Annotated in this window: 32 protein-coding genes; 9 read left to right on the top strand and 23 right to left on the bottom strand. The window is 60.8% G+C overall.

What is annotated here, in order from left to right; translation table 11 throughout:
• Nucleotides 1-70: 70 nt before the first annotated feature.
• The 6 genes from ACFQI8_RS03500 to ACFQI8_RS03475 are packed head-to-tail and all read right to left on the bottom strand — an operon-like array spanning nt 71 to nt 2744.
• The gene (locus tag ACFQI8_RS03500) at nt 71-634 is read right to left on the bottom strand and encodes a nucleoside triphosphate pyrophosphohydrolase family protein (RefSeq protein WP_390242826.1); all 564 of its coding nucleotides are present in this window, start codon (nt 632-634) and stop codon (nt 71-73) included.
• On the bottom strand, nt 631-822 hold the full coding sequence (locus tag ACFQI8_RS03495; protein ID WP_390242825.1) for a hypothetical protein: 192 nt from the start codon (nt 820-822) through the stop codon (nt 631-633). The genes ACFQI8_RS03500 and ACFQI8_RS03495 overlap by 4 nt, the downstream gene beginning before the upstream one ends.
• Nucleotides 819-1049, bottom strand: coding sequence for a hypothetical protein (locus ACFQI8_RS03490; protein ID WP_390242824.1), 231 nt, complete (start codon nt 1047-1049; stop codon nt 819-821). The genes ACFQI8_RS03495 and ACFQI8_RS03490 overlap by 4 nt, the downstream gene beginning before the upstream one ends.
• Nucleotides 1049-1324 (bottom strand): hypothetical protein, encoded by a 276-nt coding sequence (locus ACFQI8_RS03485; RefSeq protein ID WP_390242823.1) that lies wholly within the window; start codon nt 1322-1324, stop codon nt 1049-1051. The genes ACFQI8_RS03490 and ACFQI8_RS03485 overlap by 1 nt, the downstream gene beginning before the upstream one ends.
• Nucleotides 1321-2136, bottom strand: a complete 816-nt coding sequence (locus ACFQI8_RS03480; RefSeq protein ID WP_390242822.1) for a hypothetical protein — start codon at nt 2134-2136, stop codon at nt 1321-1323. The genes ACFQI8_RS03485 and ACFQI8_RS03480 overlap by 4 nt, the downstream gene beginning before the upstream one ends.
• A complete protein-coding gene (locus ACFQI8_RS03475) occupies nt 2133-2744 on the bottom strand; it encodes a helix-turn-helix transcriptional regulator (RefSeq protein WP_390242821.1) in 612 nt (203 codons plus the stop codon). The genes ACFQI8_RS03480 and ACFQI8_RS03475 overlap by 4 nt, the downstream gene beginning before the upstream one ends.
• A 391-nt stretch (nt 2745-3135) precedes the next feature.
• On the opposite strand from ACFQI8_RS03475, the gene ACFQI8_RS03470 reads away from it, so the two are divergent.
• From ACFQI8_RS03470 to ACFQI8_RS03460, 3 genes are read left to right on the top strand one after another with little or no spacing between them, the layout of a single operon-like run.
• Nucleotides 3136-3414 carry a MarR family transcriptional regulator gene (locus tag ACFQI8_RS03470; RefSeq protein WP_390242820.1) on the top strand — a complete coding sequence of 93 codons (279 nt, stop codon included), beginning with the start codon at nt 3136-3138 and terminating at the stop codon, nt 3412-3414.
• Nucleotides 3415-3456: 42 nt separating this feature from the next.
• Nucleotides 3457-3726, top strand: a complete 270-nt coding sequence (locus ACFQI8_RS03465; RefSeq protein WP_390242819.1) for a ribbon-helix-helix domain-containing protein — start codon at nt 3457-3459, stop codon at nt 3724-3726.
• A gap of 10 nt (nt 3727-3736) precedes the next feature.
• Entirely contained in the window at nt 3737-4033 is a 297-nt protein-coding gene (locus ACFQI8_RS03460; RefSeq protein WP_390242818.1) for a type II toxin-antitoxin system RelE family toxin, read from the top strand.
• A 7-nt stretch (nt 4034-4040) separates the two neighbouring features.
• Here the strand turns inward: ACFQI8_RS03460 and ACFQI8_RS03455 are convergent, their stop codons facing one another.
• The gene (locus ACFQI8_RS03455; RefSeq protein WP_390242816.1) at nt 4041-4172 is read right to left on the bottom strand and encodes a hypothetical protein; all 132 of its coding nucleotides are present in this window, start codon (nt 4170-4172) and stop codon (nt 4041-4043) included.
• A 240-nt stretch (nt 4173-4412) separates the two neighbouring features.
• On the bottom strand, nt 4413-4856 hold the full coding sequence (locus ACFQI8_RS03450; protein WP_390242815.1) for a hypothetical protein: 444 nt from the start codon (nt 4854-4856) through the stop codon (nt 4413-4415).
• A gap of 61 nt (nt 4857-4917) precedes the next feature.
• Here ACFQI8_RS03450 and ACFQI8_RS03445 point away from each other — a divergent pair, with 61 nt between their 5' ends.
• The gene (locus ACFQI8_RS03445; RefSeq protein ID WP_390242813.1) at nt 4918-5274 is read left to right on the top strand and encodes a hypothetical protein; all 357 of its coding nucleotides are present in this window, start codon (nt 4918-4920) and stop codon (nt 5272-5274) included.
• Here the strand turns inward: ACFQI8_RS03445 and ACFQI8_RS03440 are convergent.
• The 14 genes from ACFQI8_RS03440 to ACFQI8_RS03375 all read right to left on the bottom strand — a co-directional run bounded on the left by ACFQI8_RS03440 (nt 5271) and on the right by ACFQI8_RS03375 (nt 15599).
• Nucleotides 5271-5621, bottom strand: coding sequence for a hypothetical protein (locus ACFQI8_RS03440; RefSeq protein WP_390242811.1), 351 nt, complete (start codon nt 5619-5621; stop codon nt 5271-5273). The two genes, ACFQI8_RS03445 and ACFQI8_RS03440, sit on opposite strands and share 4 nt — an antisense overlap.
• Entirely contained in the window at nt 5618-5845 is a 228-nt protein-coding gene (locus ACFQI8_RS03435) for a hypothetical protein (protein ID WP_390242810.1), read from the bottom strand. The genes ACFQI8_RS03440 and ACFQI8_RS03435 overlap by 4 nt, the downstream gene beginning before the upstream one ends.
• The gene (locus ACFQI8_RS03430) at nt 5842-6141 is read right to left on the bottom strand and encodes a hypothetical protein (protein WP_390242809.1); all 300 of its coding nucleotides are present in this window, start codon (nt 6139-6141) and stop codon (nt 5842-5844) included. The genes ACFQI8_RS03435 and ACFQI8_RS03430 overlap by 4 nt, the downstream gene beginning before the upstream one ends.
• Nucleotides 6138-6506, bottom strand: a complete 369-nt coding sequence (locus ACFQI8_RS03425) for a hypothetical protein (RefSeq protein ID WP_390242808.1) — start codon at nt 6504-6506, stop codon at nt 6138-6140. The genes ACFQI8_RS03430 and ACFQI8_RS03425 overlap by 4 nt, the downstream gene beginning before the upstream one ends.
• Entirely contained in the window at nt 6503-9208 is a 2706-nt protein-coding gene (locus ACFQI8_RS03420) for an Ig-like domain-containing protein (RefSeq protein WP_390242807.1), read from the bottom strand. Before ACFQI8_RS03420 ends, ACFQI8_RS03425 begins: the two co-directional genes overlap by 4 nt.
• Nucleotides 9205-9483: a hypothetical protein gene (locus ACFQI8_RS03415; RefSeq protein ID WP_390242806.1), complete on the bottom strand. Its 279-nt coding sequence runs from the start codon at nt 9481-9483 to the stop codon at nt 9205-9207. Before ACFQI8_RS03415 ends, ACFQI8_RS03420 begins: the two co-directional genes overlap by 4 nt.
• Nucleotides 9480-9740, bottom strand: coding sequence for a hypothetical protein (locus ACFQI8_RS03410; RefSeq protein ID WP_390242805.1), 261 nt, complete (start codon nt 9738-9740; stop codon nt 9480-9482). Before ACFQI8_RS03410 ends, ACFQI8_RS03415 begins: the two co-directional genes overlap by 4 nt.
• Nucleotides 9740-11974: a hypothetical protein gene (locus ACFQI8_RS03405; RefSeq protein ID WP_390242804.1), complete on the bottom strand. Its 2235-nt coding sequence runs from the start codon at nt 11972-11974 to the stop codon at nt 9740-9742. Before ACFQI8_RS03405 ends, ACFQI8_RS03410 begins: the two co-directional genes overlap by 1 nt.
• 426 nt (nt 11975-12400) lie before the next feature.
• The gene (locus ACFQI8_RS03400; protein ID WP_390242803.1) at nt 12401-12841 is read right to left on the bottom strand and encodes a hypothetical protein; all 441 of its coding nucleotides are present in this window, start codon (nt 12839-12841) and stop codon (nt 12401-12403) included.
• Complete coding sequence (locus ACFQI8_RS03395; protein WP_390242802.1) at nt 12841-13713, bottom strand: hypothetical protein; 873 nt, start codon at nt 13711-13713, stop codon at nt 12841-12843. Before ACFQI8_RS03395 ends, ACFQI8_RS03400 begins: the two co-directional genes overlap by 1 nt.
• A 3-nt stretch (nt 13714-13716) precedes the next feature.
• Nucleotides 13717-14316: a hypothetical protein gene (locus tag ACFQI8_RS03390; protein WP_390242801.1), complete on the bottom strand. Its 600-nt coding sequence runs from the start codon at nt 14314-14316 to the stop codon at nt 13717-13719.
• Complete coding sequence (locus ACFQI8_RS03385; protein WP_390242800.1) at nt 14313-14612, bottom strand: hypothetical protein; 300 nt, start codon at nt 14610-14612, stop codon at nt 14313-14315. The genes ACFQI8_RS03390 and ACFQI8_RS03385 overlap by 4 nt, the downstream gene beginning before the upstream one ends.
• The gene (locus ACFQI8_RS03380) at nt 14609-15040 is read right to left on the bottom strand and encodes a hypothetical protein (protein ID WP_390242799.1); all 432 of its coding nucleotides are present in this window, start codon (nt 15038-15040) and stop codon (nt 14609-14611) included. The genes ACFQI8_RS03385 and ACFQI8_RS03380 overlap by 4 nt, the downstream gene beginning before the upstream one ends.
• Before the next feature lie 58 nt (nt 15041-15098).
• Nucleotides 15099-15599 (bottom strand): hypothetical protein, encoded by a 501-nt coding sequence (locus ACFQI8_RS03375; protein ID WP_390242798.1) that lies wholly within the window; start codon nt 15597-15599, stop codon nt 15099-15101.
• Between the two features lie 184 nt (nt 15600-15783).
• On the opposite strand from ACFQI8_RS03375, the gene ACFQI8_RS03370 reads away from it, so the two are divergent.
• The 4 genes from ACFQI8_RS03370 to ACFQI8_RS03355 all read left to right on the top strand — a co-directional run bounded on the left by ACFQI8_RS03370 (nt 15784) and on the right by ACFQI8_RS03355 (nt 17982).
• Nucleotides 15784-16059: a hypothetical protein gene (locus ACFQI8_RS03370; RefSeq protein WP_390242797.1), complete on the top strand. Its 276-nt coding sequence runs from the start codon at nt 15784-15786 to the stop codon at nt 16057-16059.
• Nucleotides 16052-16639: a hypothetical protein gene (locus ACFQI8_RS03365; RefSeq protein ID WP_390242796.1), complete on the top strand. Its 588-nt coding sequence runs from the start codon at nt 16052-16054 to the stop codon at nt 16637-16639. Before ACFQI8_RS03370 ends, ACFQI8_RS03365 begins: the two co-directional genes overlap by 8 nt.
• The gene (locus ACFQI8_RS03360; RefSeq protein WP_390242795.1) at nt 16636-17589 is read left to right on the top strand and encodes a hypothetical protein; all 954 of its coding nucleotides are present in this window, start codon (nt 16636-16638) and stop codon (nt 17587-17589) included. Before ACFQI8_RS03365 ends, ACFQI8_RS03360 begins: the two co-directional genes overlap by 4 nt.
• A 162-nt stretch (nt 17590-17751) precedes the next feature.
• Nucleotides 17752-17982 carry a hypothetical protein gene (locus ACFQI8_RS03355; protein WP_390242794.1) on the top strand — a complete coding sequence of 77 codons (231 nt, stop codon included), beginning with the start codon at nt 17752-17754 and terminating at the stop codon, nt 17980-17982.
• Nucleotides 17983-18014: 32 nt separating this feature from the next.
• Here the strand turns inward: ACFQI8_RS03355 and ACFQI8_RS03350 are convergent, their stop codons facing one another.
• Nucleotides 18015-18626: a site-specific integrase gene (locus ACFQI8_RS03350; protein WP_390242793.1), complete on the bottom strand. Its 612-nt coding sequence runs from the start codon at nt 18624-18626 to the stop codon at nt 18015-18017.
• A 264-nt stretch (nt 18627-18890) separates the two neighbouring features.
• Here ACFQI8_RS03350 and ACFQI8_RS03345 point away from each other — a divergent pair, with 264 nt between their 5' ends.
• Nucleotides 18891-19193 carry a DUF7964 domain-containing protein gene (locus tag ACFQI8_RS03345; RefSeq protein WP_390242791.1) on the top strand — a complete coding sequence of 101 codons (303 nt, stop codon included), beginning with the start codon at nt 18891-18893 and terminating at the stop codon, nt 19191-19193.
• Nucleotides 19194-19231: the final 38 nt, after the last annotated feature.

Here is a 19231-nt window from a genome sequence, read left to right as displayed (position 1 = left end):
CGAACGAACCGACCGGATCACCCCCATGACGTGGTCGAGTTCGTCGAGTCTGCGGAGACGTGTCTCGTATTCAGACATCCGAGATCACCTCTTCGTGGCTCTCTCGGATACTGTTCGAGGAGAATCTCAGACCCTCCTCGACATCATAGAGATGCTCGTCGGGATGTGGCCGGCGGTACGCGAGTTCGTCAGCCTCACCAGACATGAGGTTCTCCGCGTCCGTGAGCAAGCAAGCGAGCCGATACGCTTGCTTGACCTCGGGTTCGGGTTCGTCTCTCTGCCGCGACTCGTGGAGTTGCAGTAGCAACGCGCCGAGGTCATCGAGTTCCTCGTCGACGCGGCTATCACGACTGTCTTCGTGTTTCGCTTCGAGATGAGCCTGCGTCAGCTCTCCCAGTTCTTCCTGAATTGCGAGCAAGAGCGTCGCTTCGTCTTGGACTCCCCACTCTTCGATGTTCTCTGAGGCTTGGCCCATCCAGCGGTCGAATAAGACCGACGACGCCTCGGGGGTTACTGGCTGAGATGTGTCGTCGTCGAGAAGGCGTGCACCGCATTTTGAGCAGTACGGGCGGATCGACACGACGCGACCGCAGTCTTCGCAGCGCTTTCGGTACGAACGGGTGTGTTCCGTCATCGAAGGTCACCCCCAGTGAGTTGTGAGACCTCGGCGCGGATGTCCTCCAGGAGGCCGACGACATCGTGCTCGGTCGCATCGGGGCCGATGAAGACCGCCGCGCAGACGTCGTCGCCCTCGACGACCGCGAGCGACTGCTTGCGGTCGTCGTCGAACGACCCGGACACCGTGTTTCCGGTCTGGCTCATCTGAACATCACCCCGACGCCGTTGAAGCGGAAGTCGTGCGGGTTACCACATTCGGGGCAGTCGAGCGGCCGACCGGGAAGGTAGACCATCCCTTCGGCGTCGATGTACGCCGGCTCGTCGAGTTCGATAGTCTCGGGCTCGTGGTCGCACTCGTCGGTCTCCGCAGCGACGCCACAGTGGAACTCGACTTCGGTCTCGCCGGCGAGGGACTTGATCGCGGGCGTCATCAGTAAGACCACCCTGCGCCACACCGCGTACAGCGCACGCGGCTCTCAGTTTCCTTCCACTCCTCGGAGAGCTGGTACTCGTCGGGGTCGAAATGCTCAGCGTCCCACATCCCGACGACCATGCGACCGGTCGCGATGGTCTCGTCAACGATGTCGCCGCCACAGTCGCAGGTCTCGACGTGTTTCGTCTCGATGACGCGAGAGCCTTTGCCGGTCTCGTAGCGCGTAAAGTCCGTCGGCGGGACCGACGGCGTCGGCTTGTCGTTAGAACTCATATCTGCATCACCTGCTGGACCTTCTCTCGCGGGACCCAGGTCATGGCGGGCCCACCGCAGAGGCGAACCCAGTGGTCGTAAATCTCGATGCGGCCTTCGTGGCGAACCGGGTCGTCAGCGTCCTCGTAGTAGTACGCGGTCCCGTTCTCGATGACTTTGAGCGGTTCGTCCTGGCCACGCCCCCCATCAGTCTCGATGCCCTCGCCACGGTCGATACTGGCGAGGTTGTACTTCCGGACGATGACGCCAGGGTTGCCGTCCGCGGCACGCTTCGAGCCCGCAATCAGCGCGACGCCAATCGCTTCGGCCTGCTCGGGAGTGAACGTCGTCGAGAACGACACGGTCTGGAACTCCTCTGCAACCTCGAAGATGACGGTCTCGGTCGTCGCCTCGACGTAGAGCTGGTTGACTCGGTCGCTCAGTTCTGCGCCGATGCCTCCCTGCGCGGTGGTCGGCTCGACGTTGAGGTTGACGTGCATCTCGTCAGCGCCGGCGGCCGCCTGCGCTCCGGGGACGGGCGATTCCCACTCGCGTGGGTTCGACGGCGTCTCGTGCGCGAGCCGGCGGTAGAGCGTGTCCAGCGAGATGCCGAGACACTCTGCGACGGTCTCGAACGCGCCGCGCGATGAACCGGACTCGACTTCCCCGCCGTCGGTGGCGACACCGTCGCCGCGGTCGACGCCGTCCTCTTCGTCGAGGTCGTCGTTGACATCGTCCGAGCGCCACTCGTGTTCGTCGTCGAGGCGCTCCATCAGCTCGCACTCGCGGCAGAGCCGACCCCGACAGCGCGAGCCGCAGATACCGCAACTCATTGCCGCTCACCACCGTCAGCGACGGCTTCGGCGAGTTCGAGGCCGGCCAGCGAGGCCATGTGCTCTGCCTCACCAGCGACCATCGACCGAGCGAGTGGCGTGGACTCGTAGGCGTTCGTCCGCTTGTCGAGTTCGCTCTTCTCGATGATACCCTGTTCGACGAGGTCGTCGAGGTTCGGGTAGAGGCGACCGTGGTTGACCTCCTCGTTGTAGCGTTCCGAGAGCAACTCTTTGATACCGAGTCCGTAGGGCTCTCCTCCTCGCTGCTCGATTTCGATGATGGCCTTCACGACCTGTTGCTGAAACTCACTCAGGTCGAGCCACCGAACACCGCCATCGGCGACGAGTCGCACGTCATCCTCAAGACGGGTCACTCGCCATCGCGTCGCCTTCGTCTCAGGACGGTAGCGTTCGATTTCGAGACCATCGAACTCCACGGAGTCCCACTGCGGGTACACTCCGGTCGCCCGCGCGAACCAGTAGCCGACTTCTTTCCCGTCAAGGTCGGTTCTGGTCGCGATGTTCTTCGCGTAGTAGATGCGGTCCTGTCCGGGTTCGAGGTCCTCACGCAAGAACGCGAGGAGCGTATCGAGATTGTTGTAACTCATGGTGTTAGTCCTCCCGCGCGATATCGCTCGCGCGGACGTTCGGTAGGGTGCAACCGCACGGAACGACCGTGCGACTGGCTGGGCCGCTCGCGGCGAATCCCTCGATGGGCGTGGCGCACGCGGGGCAGTTCGAAGACGTTGCAGTCGTCGTGTCGCGGGCTTTATTGCGTGCCCGCGAGAGTGATGATTTGGTCGTCATCCACGGTGACGGCCCGTTGCTCGGGTCCTGTCTCCGCAGGAGTCCGAGCGTTTTCCGCGACCTGTAGGCCACGGTGAGAGTCGTCATTAACGACCAATGTCCTTGTTGTATATATTTCTTGTCTACGTTCGTATTCAGAATTAGTCTGTCAATGTAGCTAGAGTTATCCACAATAGGTGTTATTTTTGCACTATGTCGAGCGATGACGCTCAAGAGATGGTTGAGAGAATCTCGTGGTTTTCTCCGGTCGACTACGAGATTCTTCTGTTCTTCGAGAAACACGATATTGGTGTCAGCCCGAAAATAATGGCGTACAATATCGAGTATGATCGACAGTACGTCTACCGGAGACTCAAAGTCCTGAATGAGTCGGACCTGTTGATTAACGATGACGGGGTCTACGGGCTCTCTGACTTCGGTCGCGAGTTCCTCGCGGGCAACGTCGACGAGGACGATCTGCCCGAACCCTGACTGACCGTCACGCCTATCAGTACCACGCACGTACCACGCAGTATGAGCACTGACACTGGTGAGAACGACGACATGGTGAAGTTGAACGTGAAAGTCCCGCGTCGTCTCCTCGACGAGATCGACGAGTTGTCGAAGGAGTTGAACTACACGAACCGCTCGGAGTTCGTCCGCGAGGTCCTCCGGGACACGACCGAGCCGATTCTGACGCCGGGCGCGCAGGAGGGCATCGCAGACGGCTACAGCGACGTTGCGGCCGGTCGGACGATGTCGATGGCCGACGCGAAAGAGCGCCTCGGTCTCTCTGAGGAGTGACTGACGGCGGATGGGCCACGATATCGTCCTCACCGAGACGCTGGTGACGTCGCTCGAACAACTCGAAAAACAGGACGCAAAGCGCATTCTGAACAAGCTCGAAGATATCGGAGACTTCCCTGAGCACTTTCTCGACCGGTTGAAGAACCACCCGGGGTACAAGCTCCGAGTCGGTGATTTCCGGGTTCTCGTCGATTGGGACAAGACCGAGGAGACACTGTACGGTATCGACGTGTTCGAGCGGAAGAAGGAGTACCGCGAACTCGGGAAGTACCGCGAAGTCTGGGGGTCGTGGCGCGACGAGTGACCGACGCTCACACCGCCCCTCCGATATCGTCGTACGGTCCCGCTGGCGTGACGAGAACCACATCGTCGCGCTCGACGACTTCGCCGGTCTTCTCGTTTCTCAGGAGTTCGAACTCAGGTTCAACGTCGTCGCCCCACATTTTCGCGCAGGTCGAGCACCAAAAATGATGATTCGTGGGCTCCCACGTCGTGTGGCCTCGCGGACAGCGCCACTGCCAGCGGTCGATTTCGTTCTCCAACTCGATGGTGACCATTGCACTCGGGACCGACGTGAGGGCATATAAAAGCGATAATCCAAGAGGGGAGAGTGAAAGTGAAGGTTTGAGCGAAAGTAGAACTACATGAGTGATCTTCTCAAAGAAGAATCTGCTACTACGCCTCTACGGTATTCCAACATATTTGTGGCGTCTATAGAGGTACAAAGAGGATGTGACAGTTGCTGAGAAGGCGTGTGCTACGACCGCTAATAGAAGTCCGAGAGATTCGTATCCGAGTTGCACTGTAACGAGATAACCGAGGAGTGGTGTTAGAAATCCACCACCAATGTAGAACCACCACTTCGGTTTCCACCGTGACCGCGAACTCCTGAGGTCCATCGAGTCCTTGAATAACGCGGGATAGATTCCTAATCCTAACGCAGAAATCCCAATCAGTACAAAACCAGCAGTGAATCCAATCCCAAATGAACCGCCCTCCATACCGCTATACTGCTGGTACATAATAACGAAATATATCAAACCAAGAACACCAAGGGCAATGTAGCCTGCCAAAGTGTACCAGTATTTTTCAGACGGTCGTTGTGTTGTTCTGACTTGTCTACTCATAATGAAACTCGTGTAAGTATACAATATAATTATATTGGTGAGTGTCTTCTATCTAATATCGATGCGAAAGGGGCTGAATCATCGGTTCCACGACCTTCCGCTCGTCGATGAGGTAACGGGAATAGCCCTCTCAGTGTTGATTCTGTACTGGCTTGCACTCAGTTCCGTCATCGGGATCGGAATCGTTGTCGGTATCTCTGCAGGTATCGTCTCGAAAGCGTTTCCGATGGTTGGCCCACAGTCATCAGCGATTGTCGGTGCTATCCTGTATTCAGAAACCACTGACAAAATCGCGTTATTTGTTTTCTGGACGTCCGTTGTTGCAACGGCAATCGTCGGAGCATTCCTCGCACTCGACTACCTCACGAACGCCATCGACACTGTCCTCAGAAAAACCGGGGTCCTCGGTGGAAACTAACCGAACGGGTGCCTGTCGGCGTAACTCGGGAAGACGTAGACGACCCAGTTGACGAAGAGAATCACGAGTAGACCGAGGTCGTGCAGTGCAAGGCCGCCGAGACCGGAGATATTCGGGACGCCGAAGACGACGACCAGGAGCATCGCGATGCCGAGCCCGACGAGTGTCGGTGCGAGATGCGCGACCCGAATCGCCCAAACGGGTGCGCTGTCTTCCCAGTCCATCGTCACTCGCGAGTTGGTGCCGTCGAGAGAGATGTCGACATCGGCCCACGGGTAGGCCGCGACAGCGTGAGTGAGTTCGTGAAGCGGGACCGAAGGCGTCAGAAGGGTCGAGAGGCGGCTCATCGCGGCACCTCGCGGGCGAAGAGCGTGAAGAGGACCATGCCGTTGAACCCCAGCGCGAAGTAGACTCCGACGCGCGTGAAGACGCCGGGTGCGTCGAGGGCGATAGGTGCGGTCATGAGTCCGTTGCAGATGAGGTTGACCATGATGAAGACGTGCGCGGCGAGTTGCTTCTCGCCGAGGTCCTCGTCGAGAGAGATCCCATCGCGTAGGTCACCGAGACTCATTGTACCACCGTCTGGAAGAGCGCGGCGAACAACGAGACGACGAGGGTCATGAAGATGACCGTCCAGGCGATGGAGGCGATGATACCGGGAAGCAACGTCGCGGCGAATCCCGAGATGAGGACGAGGAGCGTCGCGGGGAGGACGTAGTCGCCGGTCTTGACGTAGATGGGGATGATAACACCCGCGACGATGAACATCGCGAGGACGCTCTCGGACCCCGGGCCGAAGGCACTGCCGAGGCCGTCGGCGACACAGGAGTGGACGTCCGGCTGGAACCAGCAGTCGAGCGCGCTCATGAGATTCGCATCCCCCGGATGATTTGCCAGACGCCGATGTAGTTCACGAACTGAATCGGAACGCCGATGGGGCCGGCGAACCACGCAGGGAACCCGACGTTCTGGAGAGCGAGCGGAAGCATGAGGCTCCATTTCAGCGCTCCGACGATTGCCCCGGTCGCCTGCGTAGTGAATCCGAGGTAAGATTCGACTGAGCCCCCGCGGTCAGCACGGTACGACGATGCGTCTTCGGAGAGCTGGTCGGCATCGTCCTGAAGACCGGTCGCTTTGTCGATTCCAACGGCGTCGTTGAAACCAGACCCGGCCATGAGGCCGCCAGCGACGGCGAAACAGATGACGAACAGCATTGGGACTGTGACTTTCATGAGTAGGAGTTGAAGGAGGCGGCGAGCCCGAGTAGCGCGACCGCGCCGGAGAGCCCGATGACACTCATCGGGATGTCGACCCAGCCGAGCCACGTGATTCCCGTAGCGACGGAGACGACAGCAACCGCGCCGACGCGTGAGAGCGTCGAGGGGAACGCGGCCGCGAGTGCGACGAGAAGGACGAGTCCGGCAAGCGTCGCCCATCGAGTGTCGATAGGGACGGTCGTGCGGATCGACGCGGCAGACGAGATGGGCTCGTCGATGGTGATCGTTTGGCTGTTCCGTTCGAGGGTGATGTTCACCGCCCAGTCCTGTTCGAGTTCGGACTGGCTGAGTGGCTCCGTTCGCTGGAACGACGAAAGATTCGTCGCCGACGATTCGAAGAGGACGTTCGAGGCGTTGCCCCGTTCGTGGACGACGATATCGAAGTCGGTCGTCTCGTCTTCGGGGTCCGAAAACATGACGCGGAGTGCCGACATCTCGTCGTCGACGACAGCATCCCACTGGTAGGAGTCGCCCTTGGGTGCCTGCCACTGGATCGTCCCGACATCGAGTGGGGCGGTCCCGTTGACCGCGGCGATGTACGCACCGAGCTCTCGACGGTCGCCGTCGTCGTTCTCGATGACGAGTCGGTATCGTTGGTCCTTCTCCAGCGTCGTTTTGAACACTGAGTCTGCGCCGAAGTAGTCACCAGTCACGACGCGCCATTCGATAGTACCGTTCCGCTCGATTGGTCGCTCGATGTAGAGCACCGTCGAGCTTGCCTCGAAATCGCCCGTCTGGTCGTTCAGCGTCATCTCTTGATAGACCGCGTCGGCGGTCTCAGGCAGGAGATAGACGTCACCCTGCTCGAACACCGATTCGATGGCGACCGTCCTGGTGACGTAGCCGTCGACAGTCACCTCGATGATGTACCCGCGCTCGACCGGGACGCCGGTCAGGTCGATTGTCCCGTCGGAGGTGTTCTTCGTGAAGATGAGTTCGCCTGAGTAGAGTTTTGCAGTCACCTGCGCGGACCCGGTTATCGGCTCGCCAGTCGAGACGTTGCGGATGGTGAGCGTCGACGGCGAGCGAATCGTCCGATTATCTGAGATGACGGTGTTGCCGTAGGTGTCGCTCACGCGCACGGACCACGATGCGGACCCGCCGTCCATCGAGAACATCGTCGAGGCGGTGCCATTGCTGGTGAGGACCTCGGACCCGACGACGTTGCCGTCGACGATGAACTCCGCCGTGAGTTCGTCGCCCTCGTAGGCGAAGTCCGAATCGGTGAGGTTGGCAGAGAGCGTGATGTCGCGCGTCGAGAGGGAGGTGTCGTCTGGCGGTTCGAGGTTGGTGATGGTTGGTTCGAAGTGGTCGACTTCGAACGAGAACGAGGTCGAAGTGACTGTTTCGCCGTAGCTGTCGTCGACGGTGACGCTCCACGTGTGGTTCCCATCAGAAAGCGAGGGCGCGATGATAGAGGCGGCCCCATTTGTGGACCGAGTTGTCGTGTCGACGACGGTACCGTTGACGCGCCACGTGAGCGTGAGCTGGTCGCCCTGTGCGGTCGATAGATCATCGTCGGAGACGTCGATGGAGAGCGTCGGCTGGCTGTTGTGAACCACTTCGCCGCCGGTCGGTGAGGCTGACGTGGCGTCAAGCGTTGGCGTCGAGACGGGGAAGTAGACGGCGTCCCGTCCGAGTTCTGCGGTCGGGTCCGCCCCTGTTGTCTCGAAGTCGACACGGACGCGCCACTGATCGGCGCTCGTCGACGACAGATCAGCGGTTTTGGTCCCGCCGGTTGAGAACGTCGCTGACGAGACATTGGTCCAGGTGCCCGCCGTGTTAGCCTGCCACGTCACATCCGCTGTTGCGTTGTCGAGCGTCAGGTCCACACGTCCCTCAGGCGGGTCACTCACGCCATGGGTTGCTGAGAGATATGACCCTCCAGTGTACTCATTTGATATCTGCAGAGTGTCGTAATTGGCATATCCGTTGTAAATACCATATCCGACAAAGCTGGATGACTGGAACGTCGTATCTGTCTCAGATATCGTATCGATGAGAGTGCCAGTGTCGTCATAGACACTCATCACGATTGTCCCGTCGGCTCCCCAGTCGACTTTGAGTCGATACCAATTGTCGGCGTTGATCGTTGGGGTTGCCGATTTCAGTTGCGTGACCGACCCATTATCAACACGCTGGAGGCGGATCTCGTTATCGGCGTCGATGTAGGCTTGGTAGCCATCCCTGGCCGAATCTGAACTCCCATCAGCAGTGGGGTCGCCAAAGACAACCCATCCATGTCGTCCGCCCTCAGACCCTGGCCGAACCCATGTTGAGAATGTGTCTCCAGGTTCAACGGCTGAGGATGTATTATAAATGTAAACGTTCGAGTAACTTGACTCAAGCCGGAGTGAGTTTGGCCCATCGTGCGAGACAGTGGATATTGATGCACTGCCGGTATCTCCGCTATAATCTGCAAGGGAGCCATCATCCCAGTCCTCAAGCAGTGTGGTGACTGTTGGCTCCAACACGACGGATGCGCTCTCTCCCGATCCGCTGACTGACACATTGGTCAGTGTCCCACTCGTGAAGTCGGAACCGGTCGTGTGCTCACTCCCGACGACGAGGTCGCCGTCGGCGGCACTCGCGGGCGCGGCACTCACAACGAGCATCGACGCGAACAGCGCGAACAGAACGATACTGCGTCGCCTCACAGTCGACCTCTCCGGTACTGTGCGACCTGCTGTTTCTCTCGGGTCACGCCGGCGATGGCCGCGTACACGAGATAATCGACGATGAATATCGGGACGATGAGGAAGTAGCTCAGCGTCTCTAAGTTCTGAATCGGACCCCAGACCCATGTCGACTGGAGGAACGTCATACTCTCCGCGACGTGGAAGACCTCCGCTCCGGCGGTGTTGAGGAACAACACGAGGCCGGCGATTTGGACGATACCGACGGCGACGAAGATCAGCACCCGAGGACTCACGGGCTAACACCTCCGAGAAGCGCGCCACGAGTGAGGCCGGTCACGAAGAGACCGACGATAACGAGTGCAACGAGCCACGTCACGGCCTGCGTGACGTAAAGGCAGTTCTGCGCGCCCTCGACGACGGGCTGGGAGACCCGCGATGGCCCACAGGCAGGCCCGAGCATCGGGTCGGTCACCGTCTGGAGGATATCCTGCACGAAGATCGAGAGGAAGAGCGTCAGCGCCGCCTTGATGTAGAACCCGAAGGTCGCCATCAGAGCCCTCCGAAGCGCTCTTTCCAGAGCTGGTCGATGTCTGCGATGCCAGTCTTCCAACTGTTCTCCCACGCGCTCATATCGACCGCGAAAGCGTTGCCGAGGTTCTGATCCCCGAAGGACTGTTGGCGCTCTCGCTCCCGTTCGAACTCGGTCTCGAAGCGCGTGCGAGCACGTTCGAACTCGCGTTCGACTTCGGTCGCCACGGACATCTCGACAGGCTCGTTCTCGGATTCGGTTCCGGCGCGTCCGAGCTCACTCTCGAACTCGGTCGCGCGCTCCGTTTCGGTCTCGAAGCCAGTCTCGAATCGCTGGTCGAGGCCGACATCCGTGGGTTGCCACGTATCCTGTCGACTTTCGGCCCGTGTGTCGGAACCGAGACGTTGTGCGAGGTCTGCCTGTGCGCGCTCGAACTGCCGCTGTTGTTGGCGCGCGAGTTCTTCTCCGGTCGCGATTTCAGCCCCAGTGACTTCTCTCCGGCTGGTTCGAGCCGCATCAGCTTCGAAACTGGATGCTTCGGCCTGTTGCCGCATCTGTCTCGCTTCACGAGTCGGCCACTCCTGTCCGCTGAGGCGACTGCCGTCACGGAGCTGGCGACGGCTTCTCGGAGGGCGATCACTGACGCTGTAGGCTTCGCGGAATCGTTGTTCGGTTTCGAGACGGCGAGCTTCGAGTTCGTCCGGGTCGACAGTCAACTGGTCGGCGCGCGTGGCTTGCGTCGGCGTCGAGGTCGGCTGTCCGGCGTCCTCTAGGAGGACTTGCTCGGCATCGCGCTCTTCCTGGGCAAACCGACGCAGTTCGTACTGCGTCTGGTCGAGGTCCTGTTCGCGGGCGTCGGCGCGGTCGAGTTCGGGCGACATCCGACCGGGCGATTCGTCGACCTCGACGGTCCGCCGCCCACTCGGACCGGACAGTTCGAGTTGGCCGCGCTCACCGGCGAGAAACTGTTTCGCGCGCTTGCCTTCTGCTTCGAACCGACGGACGGCGTCGTATCTTGTGCGTCGGATACCTCGGACCAGTTTCGATGTGGCTGGCTTCGCTTTGGACGCGGCGGCCATCACAATCTCCTCGTTGTCGACGCGACCACCGGGGATCGCGTCGAGGATGCGCTGACCTCGTGCACTCTGACCGAGAGCGCGCGTCGCAACGTAACTCGCAGCCTCTTCACCGGGCTGGACGGCGAGCCGAGCGGCCGCGCCGGTCTTCCCACCGACCTTCGCCGCCGCCGCGAGCCCCCCGGCAGACACGGCGAGTGACCCGACGACTGCGCCGGAAGTCCGCCCGGGTTCTTTGAAGAACGTTTCTTTGGCTTCTTGACCTGCCTTCCCCCCTGCGGCCATCACTTTCGCGAACGCCTCAGAGCTACCGTCAGTAGCGCCTTTTGTGCCCTCGTCGCCGGTTACGATGAACTTCCCAGTCTCACCGATTTCCATGAGACCGACAGCGGTCTGTGGGACGTTGGCGAGTTCGACGCCCCCCTCGACAGCGCCGCTGGCGAACTCTTCGCCGATGGTCTCACCGTCCGGTCCGGCAATGAGGTCGTCGACTGGTTTGGGGACGTACTCTCGAACCGCGTCGTAGGTGGCCCCAACCGCTGCGGGTGGGCCGTACTTGTCGTTGATCTCAACGACCTTTCTCGTGGCCTTGTCGACGTCGTCGGCGGCGTTTCGGAGGCCCCCCTCGACCTCGTCTTTGTCGGGATCGCCGAGACCGAACGACCAGTCGATATCGCCGAACTGCTCTTTCCGCTCGGGTTGCTTCTCGATACGCGCCCGGAAGCCGCCGTCGTCGGTCTGCCCGACAATCTTGACTCGGTCGGGGTCGACATCGACGTTGTCAGCGATGTCGCGACGCGCCTGCTCCCGCTGGACCGTGGAGATGTCGCCACTGGCGTCCTTGGTGAGCTTAGCGTCGATTCCCTGTGCACGGTCAGTCACGTTGTCAGATGATTCCTGACCGAGCTTCTCGGCAAGTCGCTGTTCGCGTGCTCGTGCGTCTCGCTGTTGGGCGACCTGATAGTCGCGGACGCTTTGTTGACCGACGGTCGTGAGCGAGGCGACGAGCTTGTCGCCGTCGCGTCGGACCCGGACGTTCCGAGTGTTGTCGAGGCCGGGCGTCTGGTCGACGACGCGTTGCTTGAGCTGCTTCTTCTTGTCTCGGATTCGGTTCCGGCGCTCCGCTTCGGCGCGAGTGACGGGTTCGCGGTCGTTCCAGCCGAAGTCGTCTCCGACCATCGGCGCGTCTTGGCGCTGTCGTCGCTCGTTCTGCTGTTTCGTCTCGCGGACGTCGCGCTTGTACCGTGTGGCCGCCTCGCGGTCGCTGACCGGGTCACGGTCACGATCACTCGATGAGCGACTGCTGGAGCCTCCGGACGATGACGACCCAGACTCTGACGACCCGGACGACGATGAGTCGGACGGTCCAGTCTGGTATCGGTCGCCTCGACGCTGGGATTTCCGCTGTTCGACGATTTGTCTATCCCGGTCCCGGTCCCGATCTCGGTCTCGGTCCCTGTCACGGTCGTTCGACGAGGACGACCCCGACGACGATGAGGAACTGTCGTTGTCGTCCCGTGCGCGGTCGCGAGCGTCTCGGATATCTTCCTCGGCGCGGCGTTTTGCCTCGCGGTCCTCGGCGTCTCCTCCGCCGGGAAGCGGCATTTAGATCACCTCCTCGTCGTTCTCGACCCGCCGATTCAGTGCGTCCACTGCGGCGTCCCACTGTGGGGTTGCTTTGAGTGCGGGGTACCCGGCCAGAATACCGAGGATGGAACCGAACTGAATTGCATTGAGAACGGTGTAGAGTTCCGGAGCGGTTCGGTATGCTGTAATTGCGAAAGCAATAACAGTCGCTCCGAAAATGAACCAGAAGCCGTTTCGCTTGCCTCCTGCGGACTTGAGCCCAGTGACAATCTGACTCAAGAGCCCGCTGCACCCCCATGAGATTACGAGACCGGCCAACAGCCAGAACGAGAGTGATAATCCTTCGACGGCAGACTGATCAAACGCGTTCAGTTCGTTGAGGATGTTGAGCTGGACCGAATTGAACACGAGGAGGCACGCGAACACCGTGGCATTGAAAACACGGTCTGCAGCGGACATCAGAACACACCTCCGAGGCCGGCGTTAATCATGAACGGGAGGACGTTGATACCGCCGCCAGTGCCGGATGCGCTCCCAGCGATGCTCGAGGCGAGTGCGGGTCCGAAGAGACCGAGTGCGACACCACCGAGCCCGACGAGGACGAGGTAGAGCTGTTCTTTTCGGGACCAGTCGAGTTCGGCGAGCTTCGCACGCGTCCCCTGGAGACTCATGTCCTCCTGAGTCACTTTCGAGCCGAACAGACGGTAGCCGTCGCGGAAGGAGATGACGCGACCGTCGTATTCGTCATCGGCGACTTCGGCGTGGATTGCGACATCAGTCCCTCCATCGGTCGTGGCGCTTGGCTCGAACTCCCCACGGCGACGTTGGCCGCCCATGAACGCCTCGATAGGGTCGGTGGTCTCGGCGTACTTCCCGAGCGCCCACGCGACGGGGTACTTCCCGAGCATCCGGTACGGGATGCCCTGCTCGTCGGTTTTGAAGCGCTCGTCGTTCTCGCTTCGGAACTCGTTCTCGGTCGTGTGCCAACTCGATGCGCGTGGCGCGATGACGCCGTCGCCGTAGATGACGTGCGTGATGGTGTCGGCTCCGGTCGTTTTGAGCTTGAGCTGGTAGCCGGCGTCGATGACCTTGTCGCCGAGTTTGTTCGTCCTCGGGACGAATCGCAGGACTTTGAGCCAAAACGAGACCCAGAAGACCCACAAGCCGCGGAAGAAGTTGTAGACCAGGCCACCGCTGGCGTCGCCGGCTTTCCGGGCGATTTTGTGGTCTTCTGACTCCTCGTCGAGCTTCTGTCGAGTGTTCGCGAACAGTTCTGGTTCGTCCGGTGCGAGCGGGTCGGTGTTGTCGGGTTTGGGATTCTTGTCAGTCATGGATTACCACGGAAGGATGCTACTGATTCGACCACCGGACTGCGAGTTGCTGTCGGGGTCGCGCCGTTCGCTGGAGACGTGTGTCTCTGTGACTGCTTCGAGCAGGCGGCCGTCGCCGAGCGACTGGCGGTCGGTTCGAACGTCGTCGATGACCGTGCGGATCGCCTCTTTCTCGTGGTCCGCGAGGTCTCTCCGCACGCCACTGAACGAGTCGCCGTTGACCTCTTGTGCAACCTGCCGAAAGACGCCAGTGCAGAGGTCGGGATACTCGCGGCCGCGGACGATGCGGTCGCGGAGGTTCTCGTTGAGGAGCCGCCGAGACCGGGCGTCGTAGTACTCCTCGTCGTGGTCGGCGAGCATCTCGCTCGGCGAGAGGAACGGCTGGATGAGCGAGACGAGTTCTTCGTACTCGTTGGACTCGACGTCGGCTTCGAGGAGACGGTCGAGGAGGTCCTCGGGCTCCATGTCGTGCATGGGGTCGACGACCGGGCCGTTCGAGACGCCGCGGTTGACCGCGGTTCGTTCGAGGTCTTGGGCGGCGCGCTCGTCGAGTTCGCGAGCTTGGAGTTCGCCGGGGTCGGGCTGGGAGTCGCGTCCCATCATGCGCGAACACCCTCGTTAGTGGCAGTGTGGAAGACGGCTCCATAGAGTGCGATAGCACTCACGGCGGCCGCGCTGAGGCACACGAACTGGATGGTGGGCGAGCCGAGCGAGACGAACTCGCCGGTTGATTCGTTGAACACGGCGACGTTACCGCTGGTGAGCGCCAGAGCGCCCCAGACGATGAGGCCAAGTAGCGCCCAAATCGCCTCGGAGTCGTGGCCGCGGATAACGAGCGCTCCGAAGAGGGCGAGCGTCCCGAGGAGGCCGAGTGCCAGCTGGTGAGCGACGAGTATCATCCGAGGAACCCCCAGACGACGAATGCGGCGGCGATGAGCGCGAGAAGCGGGACTGGGATGCTAATCGCACCGAGCCCGCGGTTCACGTCGCGGGTGGTCTTGTCGGGTGCGTCGAACTGGTAGCTGATGTTGACCTGCGTCCCGTTGGAGACGGTCGCGTTTGCCAGCCGACGCAATTCCCCGGTCGATTCGTTGAAACGGTAGTCGACACCTTCGGAGAGGGTCGTACCGTTGTGCGTGACGGTGACGTTCGCGCCGAAGTCGACGGCGATGTCTGCCGCGTCGACGAGGCGGCCGGCGTCGTCGAGGGCGATGCCTTCGGTGGCCACCCGGTCTTCGGCACTCTCGATGTAGGAGGTCCCGAAGGTAGCGATAGCGATAACACCGACGACGGCGATGACGGCGAACGTGATGATTGCGTTAGTCATGGCTCTTGAGTGGTGTGGTGAGCGGTGAGAAATCGGTGCGTAGGTGGGGTGTCCCGGTCTACCGGCCGCCGTTCATACCACCGCCCATGCCACCGAAGAACCCGAGTGCGACGCTCGCACCTGCGGCGATGAGACCGACGCCGATGAGGATGAACGCCGTCTCGCCGTAGTTAGCGAACGTGTCGAACATCGACGTCCAGGTGTTGTTGTACGTCGGATTAGCGACTATTTCGGTCGAGTAGAGCGACCCGAGAACGATGAGCGCGACGACGGCGACGATGATGGCCTGGGAGACCATCATGATCGAGCCGGAGATGCGGGCGGTGGTCGTCGCGTCTTCTGCGAAGTGTTCTCGCTCGGGCTCGATGCCGAAACGCTGTGCGGCGTCGAGGCCGCGGTTGAGTGCTTGACCGGAGACTCCGCCACGGTCGCGGACGAAGTCCTCGATTGGGTTGGTGAACGGTTCTTCGACCGTCACTTCGATAGCGCGGTCGTCGTCGACGTTGGCACCCGGCCCCAGGCGGAACCCAGCGGCGGGGTGGCCTGCACATGCAGACATACACGTGCCCTGTTTTGCAGAGGTGATATGTCTCCGGAATATACTATCAGGAATGGGGTGTTAGAGCGGGTCTGTGGTGGATATTCGGACGACTATCCACCGTGGCTATCCTCGTGTGGAGACTTAATGCAGATTCTCTAGTAGGGCCGCTATGGCAATCCAAAGCGGCGGTGAGACACGGCAAATGGAGTCCGTAATCGCCGAATGCACCTCTCAGATGGGTGTCCGAAAGTCGCTCGAACTGAAGAAACTCGCCCAACACATCGAATCAGGCGACCTCGATTCGGTCTCACTCAACAGCGAGGTTCGGAATATCCAGCAATCGGGGAGTTCGATGAACATCAACCTCACAAGCTATGCGGCGGAATGGCTCGAACTCGAAAAGAAGCAACCGCTCGTGGTCCACACGCTCGCCGATTCGATTGTTCTCACGATTCCTGACGGTGATCGTGATGTCTAAATCGGATGATCCGCGGTCGAAGACGGTCCGTGAGCGCATCATTGAGGACGCGCAGGTTCGGTGCCACCAGAAGCGTTCCGAGGTCCAAGACGCCCGGTTGCGGATGTCGATGGTTCCGCGGTCGCTCCGTGGCGATTTCCAGAACCGAGTCCTGGAGTACTACCGGGCGCTCCGCCCGCTTCGGAGCGAGGGCATCATCAAAGAGTGGTGGTCGTCGGTGGTACTGTCGCCGAGCTGGACCGCCGGGCGAGAGTACGTCTTCGAGATAGACGGGCAGGAAGTTGAGGTATCGCAAGACGAGGCGATGACGATTTTCGAGACACAGGGCGTCCAACCTGTCGAGGTCAGGGACATCCCGTATCGGGGTCTCGAACGTCTGGACGAACTGGAGGACGCGACCGAGACGGTCGTGGAGACCCGCTCGACGATGCGTGGAGTGCGGGAAGAACAGACGACCCAACAGGTCGTCCTCGACGTGCGACAGCTGATGGACATCGCGGGTGTCCTCGACGACGCGGCGACGAAACTCGGGTTCAAGCCGTCTATCGAACTTCAGGACGCGGAGGGTGAGGTCGTATGAGTTCGCAGCCAGAGCCGGAGATCGTCGACCGGATGCAGTCGCACGCTCCCCCGAAGAATCTCTCCAGCCACATCTCGGAGATGCCCGACCGAGTCCGCGAGAACCTGATTCTCCGCCGCAAGATATGGCCGCGGATGAACGTGTTCAACGAGAACTGGATGTGCTTTTTAGCCGGGGAGACGGGGGACGGGAAGTCTTACGCGGCACTCCGACTCGCGGAAGCCCTTGACCCGACGTTCGGACCACATCGAGTGACGTACTCCGTCGAGGAGTTCCTCGAAATCGCCGCGAGTGACCTCCCCGAAGGCGCGATTATCGTGCTCGAAGAGGCGGGTGTGGCCGCTGGGAACCGCAATTGGTACACGGTCGCCAATCAGGTCCTCGACGCGCTGACGCAGACGTGGCGACACCGAAACAACGGCGCGATCATGACCGCGCCGGACTTCGATCTCATCGACTCGCACGTTCAGCGTCGGTTCCATCACCTCGGGGTTATGGTCGGAAAGGACGAGTCGGCCGGCATCAGCAAGGCCCGGTGGAAGTTCATCCAGACGAACAACGAGACGGGCAAGATGTACAAGAAGTACCATCGAATGATCGGCGACGATGGTGTGCTCCGCCGGCACAAGTGGATGAAGTTCCAGCTCCCGACGCCCGAACTCGTAGAGGAGTACGAGTCGACGAAGGGCGAGTTCACTGACGACCTCATCGACGACCTGCTGGAGAAGGTCCGGGCGGAGTCGAAGGAAGCCGAGGCGGAACAACTGTCGCCGGTGCAGGTGGCGAAGGAGATTCTCGACGAGGGCCGCGTTGAGGAGTACATCAGTGAAGCGTCGGGTGGTGAGTACTTCGACCGTGCTCTGTTGAAGATGGACTACGGAGTAAGCGAGGACGAGTCGAAGCAGATCAAGAAATACGTGGTTCGGGAGGCGGACCTCGATGTCATGTAGAGTGTCGGGACACCCTCCCACCCCCCCACACCCTTGTGTTTATATTAACTTGAGATACGCAAGTGGCGGTTCGTCGGGTCGGCGGCTTCGGCGGTCCTTCGGCGTTTCATCGCGTGTACGCCCGGCGGGCGCGCCGCTCGCGGGGTCCTGCGGAGGTGTGCGATGATTCGCGGGCTTCGTCGTCGCATCAAGCTCGGGTTCTGCCGCTCTCACCTGTCCGATATCGAGGATACGTTGGCGTCGCTCCAGGGCAAGTCGCGCTTCCCGGTCTGGTTGGTGTCGCTGTTGGTGTCGGTGGAGCATCCTGTCGACGTCGACGAGCAGTGCGATCTCCTCGAGGCCGAGCGCGAGTACTACGAGATTCGAGTCGAGATACTGGAGAGAGACCGATGACGGGCGACACTCCACAACTCGACTTCTGGCACCTACAGCGAGACCTCGCTCATCGACTTGATGATGTTCTCTTCTGACGGCGCGGCAAGGTAGGGTTCGATAGCGTCGTAGCTGGACCAGCCGCCGAGGGCCATCACGATTCGCGGCGACACGCCTTCTTCGACGAGCAGGTGGTGCGCCCAACAGCGGCGCAAATCGTGACTGGACACCCGTCGGTAGTCGTCGTCGCCGGTCGCGTCCGCAGCTGCGTCGGCGGCGCGGTCGACCCAGCCCTGGAGAGTTCGCTTCGAGCGTTGGACGACAGGGTCGCTTGGACCGATGTCGTTGTCGTCGTCCTGGACGAAGCGATTGATTCGGGCTTCGAGGTCGATGGGAAGCCACGTCTCACGTTGCTTCCCGTGTGCGTGCTCGCCCGTGGTGTCTTTCCCGGCGGTCACTTCGAGCTTGTAGTGTCGGCCGTCGGCGCGTCGAGAGATATCGTTCGGGGTGACGTCGAGGACTTCGGCGACGCGAAGACCAGAGTCGCCCATCAGCCTGAGCGCGATTTCCGCGAGGTCGGAGTGTGCTTGACGTGGGAGCTCTCTATATTCGGGGCGGTTCATCCAGACGTTCCACGTCCCGTCCTTGTTCCGTTCGGTTCGCATAGGTTCACGTTTCTCTAGAGAAGCACGCAGGATAAGTCATCGGGCGGGTTCAGTGGTTCGTCTGAGATGGCGCTTTTCGAGTGTTTGAGCGAGTGGCGTCCGTCACAGTTGCACGTTTCTATACAAACGTGAAACGGAAGGATGCACAGGTCATCGAGCACTTAGTCTGGAACAGTCTCGCTCAGTCAGTGCAGTAACGAGCGTACACGCACAGGAGAAGATGCGGCTAACGAAATTCAAGTAGTCTCGCTGAGAGAAGCGACCATGGGTATTCTAAACTCCCTGCCACCGCGCCCACTGCGTCGAGCAGAAGTCGACAGTCTCGATTCGAGCGATTCGATTCTCGGGAACTTCCCGGTTTACGGCGAAGTCGAACCAAACACGTGTTACGCGCTCGTTCTCGTGACGGGCTCGACGGCGAAGAGCATCGCTTACACTGGCGGCGGGTGGGAGGTCCTCGACGAACGGGAGGTCTCGACGAACCCGGAGGTGGAGGGGATTCCGTTCGACCAGCACCAAATCGTGAGCGAAATGCAGGAAGAAGCCGCCGAGCACGTCAGCGTCTAAATTTTTCGCGCGGGCAAGCCGCGCCGAGTAGGCGCGGC

The organism is Haloferax chudinovii, assembly GCF_042663345.1.
Taxonomy (GTDB): domain Archaea; phylum Halobacteriota; class Halobacteria; order Halobacteriales; family Haloferacaceae; genus Haloferax; species Haloferax chudinovii.
This window is presented reverse-complemented; position numbering and strand designations above follow the sequence as displayed.